Here is a 2,304-nt window from a genome sequence, read left to right as displayed (position 1 = left end):
AATATAGTTTCAAAAAGTGGAAAGGGGCTGTGGCAAATGGAAAATCAATTATTAACAAATGATTGGTGGCCTCTATTTCGAAATCCTATTATGTTGGAGTAATTTTTAATCTTCACTATCTAGGATACGGAGAATGGTATTCATGGCTTCAGTATTATCTCCTTTACGTAATTTATCAATAAAGTCCATGTAGAGAAGTTCAATGACTCGTTCAATGGTATAGCCATGGTTTGGGTGGTGTTCTTCCAAATCAGCAAGCAAGACTTCACCACGCAGGGCATATTTTCTTCTCATTCTTATATCTAGAATTTCTAATTCTTGATGTTGATCTTTATGAATGAGTTTAAAAATGGAATCCGTCTGTTTTTCCAATACCGCATCTTTACCAGATTCCCGTTCCAGAGTAGTAAGCATTTTAAACATCTTCTTTGGATCGGGATTCTTTTTTGCAAAGTATAGAAAATCTTCATATAGAAGCTTCATTAAATCGTTTTGTGAAAAGGGCATTTCTGATAAGTCTTGAATATCTTCACAGAATATTTCTGCTCTTAAATAACTGTTTAGGGGAACATGTATGGATAATAAGATCACGGATGTTTTATTCATTTTATGAATCATTTTACCGATAAAGTTATTTGACCTTATTAGGGATAGTTCTTCATCTATGAGATTCGCTTGGCTATATTTCCCCATCTGTTATGCCCCCTAGTTGTTTCTTCTTATAAGCCTCTATAAAAATCCGGTGAGCTGCCTTCCTTATACTGCATTTCCATTCGGCTGCATGTTCTCCTATCTTTTGATAAATCTCATGATCCACCTTGCAATGGACGGTAGAAGGGAAGTCGGAATAGGTGACGTCAGGATAAATGAAAAGATTTTCAAGTCCAAATAAAAGTAATTCCGTTCCTATTGTAGTTTTAGATCCTTTCCATTGTTTTCTGGATTCACGTAAAATGATTGTCTCCATGAGATCTGTAACAGGAATTTTTATGTCATGAAGCTTATCAGACCGGACCTTTCTTTTTTGAGGTACCTGGTCTCTTTTTTTTGGATTGGAAAGGACCGGGTTTATATGCTTATCTCTTCTCATTCACTTTCTCCCCTCTCAAATGGCTTTTATCTTTGGGATGGTTGGTTAGTTGGTCATTCCGTTACTCCTATAGTTAATTGGAGGGAGGTATATTTTTGATGGATGGTGGCAAGGCTCTTGATATGTGAGGTGATATAGATGAGTTGTAAAGATGGAATATCAAAAGAAGTGGCTCAGGCCTTAGCCAATAAGGCAGCAGCTTCCCATTCTATTAAGAGTACCGAAAGAAAAACTAAATAATCAGCCAATAACGAGGTTAATGCCACCTTGTTCAATGATTTTGACCTGGGGCGTATCTTCTTTTTTAATATAGCTTTGTTCTTGCCAACATTTCTCTTCGTCTATCCTCCATGCTGGGCAGGGGAGAGGGACGTCAACCTTCTGATATTTTTTAAGAATATCGTTATATTCTTTTGAATGGGCGGCTATAAATAAGGCAAGACGGAAAATTTGGTTGCGATCTAATGAAGTGGCATTATTAACTTCATTTACATAGTCCTGATAAATGGATGGATATCTTACAGTAGGTCGGTATGTCATTTTGAATTACCCCCTTTATAAAAGGTATGACGTCAGTTAGTTAAAATGCTTAGTTCTAACACAAAAAATCAGTATAATTCATTTGTTCGTATGTTTAAATCAAGCGCTAAACATTATTCAGTGCTTAACTTTTTTGACTTTATATTTCTTCTTAAACAAAAAAAGATTAGCTCATTGCTAATCTTTTTTGTTCTTAATAATAAATTCTCCTAATTTCTGCAATAAATGTAATGTGTAAATAATCATTAAGGCTCTGGCTACTACAAAACCATCTATAGCTAAGTCATATCCACCTCGTAATAAGGCTACGTCCGAAAACCAAAAATAAATTGATATTGCAAGAGGTATTAAGAGAAAAATCAAAGCTAGTTGAGTTTTTTTATCCATAAGATCCCGCCTTATTTACATTTGGTTAGGTTAGTACGTCCACATCGCCAATATTGTTTGTCCCTGCTGGTTTATGTATTTTACAAATAATAGCATTCTTTCTGGAAAGAAAAAACTAAAAAGTGGAAATTATTCAATACTTCATCTTTATTTAGAATAATTTGTAATCTCTTTGCGAATAAAAAGCCACGCCATAACGGCATGACTCTACGGAAACACCAAGGATGACTGGAGATTTTTCTTGTTCTGCAGCAGCTAAAATGGCTTGAGTCCATTCCAAGTTATTG

At 35.1% G+C, this 2,304-nt stretch carries 4 protein-coding genes and 1 pseudogene; all 5 read right to left on the bottom strand.

All coding sequences use genetic code 11. The features are described from left to right. Positions 1-105: 105 nt before the first annotated feature. Positions 106-693 carry a hypothetical protein gene (locus N9I19_RS24480; protein ID WP_317779290.1) on the bottom strand — a complete coding sequence of 196 codons (588 nt, stop codon included), beginning with the start codon at positions 691-693 and terminating at the stop codon, positions 106-108. Next, entirely contained in the window at positions 680-1,090 is a 411-nt protein-coding gene (locus N9I19_RS24475) for a hypothetical protein (protein WP_317779289.1), read from the bottom strand. Before N9I19_RS24475 ends, N9I19_RS24480 begins: the two co-directional genes overlap by 14 nt. Before the next feature lie 240 nt (positions 1,091-1,330). Then, a complete protein-coding gene (locus N9I19_RS24470) occupies positions 1,331-1,630 on the bottom strand; it encodes a hypothetical protein (protein ID WP_317779288.1) in 300 nt (99 codons plus the stop codon). A gap of 177 nt (positions 1,631-1,807) precedes the next feature. Next, positions 1,808-2,017, bottom strand: coding sequence for a hypothetical protein (locus N9I19_RS24465; RefSeq protein ID WP_317779287.1), 210 nt, complete (start codon positions 2,015-2,017; stop codon positions 1,808-1,810). 181 nt (positions 2,018-2,198) lie between these two features. Beyond that, positions 2,199-2,304: pseudogene (locus N9I19_RS24460) on the bottom strand (class II fructose-bisphosphate aldolase); the annotation flags it as partial.

This window comes from Peribacillus sp. CSMR9 (assembly GCF_033141925.1).
GTDB classification, from domain to species: domain Bacteria; phylum Bacillota; class Bacilli; order Bacillales; family DSM-1321; genus Peribacillus; species Peribacillus simplex_A.
Note: the sequence above shows the minus strand (reverse complement) of the source record. Positions and strands in the feature narration are given on the sequence as shown.